Genomic DNA, 1,278 nt, shown 5'->3' with positions numbered 1-1,278 from the left:
TCGACACCGCCCGCGAACTGTTCGCCTGAATACGGCCGCGTTCCCGTTTTCGCGACTATCCCGCCCCCAATACATTTGTTCCGCTGACACGTCGTCGGAGCGTATGCTTCAGTCGCTGACCAGTTTTCTCGTCGAGACGCTCCGGGAGACCGTCGCGGAGTTCGGGACCGCGGTGCAGGACGCTGCGCCGAAGGTGCTCACCGCGGTCGTCTTCCTCGCGCTCGCCTACGTCGGCATCAGGCTGATACTGCTCGTCGTCCGGGGCGTGCTCGACGGACTATACCCCGAAGAACAGGACCTCGTGGTCGAGCTCGGCGTCGCCGTCGCGGGCGTGTTCCTCTGGTTCGGCGCGGCGCTCGCGCTGTTGAACATCGTTGGGATGACCGAGATTGCCGCGAGTCTCGGTACCGCGACCGGCTTCATCGCGCTGGGCGTCTCCTACGCGCTGTCGAACATGATAGCCGACACGGTGGCGGGCGTCTACCTGCTTCGGGACCCCGATTTCAACCCCGGCGACCGGGTGAAATCGGACCCGGTGACGGGGACGGTCAGCTCCATCGAACTCCGCAAGACGCGCTTCGAGAACGACGAGGGCGACACCGTCGTCGTGGCGAACCGCGACGTCGAAAAGAAGTGGACGAAGTACGACGCGGTGGCGACCGAAGACGCGTCGCCGGCCGACGCGACCTAAGCGTCGAATTCGGCCGAATCGCCGGCCCCGGAATCCTTTTACGGCGCTCGGGCGTAGCCCCGACGAACACCAATGGGCATTGGCTCAGACATGTATCGTCAGCAGATAATGGACCACTACAAGAACCCCCGGAACCACGGTCGGCTGGAATCGCCGACGTTCACCCACACCGGGGAGAACCCCTCCTGCGGCGATACGATTACGATGGACGTGCAGCTCGCCGACGACGGCGAGACCATAGAGCGCGTCGCGTTCTCCGGCGATGGCTGTGCCATCAGTCAGGCGTCCGCGAGCATGCTCACCCAGCGACTGCCGGGCACGACGCTCTCGGAACTGGAAGCGATGGACACCGACGACATCACCGAGATGCTCGGCGTCGACATCTCGCCGATGCGCATCAAGTGCGCCGTCCTCGCGCGACAGGTCGCACAGGACGGCGCGAAGATTCACGACGGCGAGATAGAAATCGAGCAGACGAAGACCGAAGACGGCGACGACTGAGCCGGATTCGGCCGGCAGCGCCCGCGACGACCCGTCGAACCGTCGAACCGTCGAACCGTCGAACCGTCGAACCGTCGAACCGTCGA

Annotated in this window: 2 protein-coding genes; both read left to right on the top strand. The window is 64.7% G+C overall.

The annotated features are described in order from the left end of the window. The first annotated feature begins 103 nt into the window (after positions 1 to 103). Entirely contained in the window at positions 104 to 691 is a 588-nt protein-coding gene (locus tag NKF06_RS20595) for a mechanosensitive ion channel domain-containing protein (RefSeq protein WP_253246461.1), read from the top strand. A gap of 72 nt (positions 692 to 763) precedes the next feature. Further along, entirely contained in the window at positions 764 to 1,192 is a 429-nt protein-coding gene (sufU, locus tag NKF06_RS20590) for a Fe-S cluster assembly sulfur transfer protein SufU (RefSeq protein WP_004968864.1), read from the top strand. Positions 1,193 to 1,278: the final 86 nt, after the last annotated feature.

This window comes from Haloferax sp. AB510 (genome assembly GCF_024136985.1).
In the GTDB taxonomy this organism is placed as follows: Archaea; Halobacteriota; Halobacteria; order Halobacteriales; family Haloferacaceae; genus Haloferax.
This window is presented reverse-complemented; position numbering and strand designations above follow the sequence as displayed.

Excerpts from the sequence above, each read along its gene's own strand:
- NKF06_RS20595 (WP_253246461.1), top strand. The coding sequence starts at position 104 with ATGCTTCAGTCGCTGACCAGTTTTCTCGTCGAGACGCTCCGGGAGACC.
- sufU (WP_004968864.1), top strand. The coding sequence starts at position 764 with ATGGGCATTGGCTCAGACATGTATCGTCAGCAGATAATGGACCACTAC.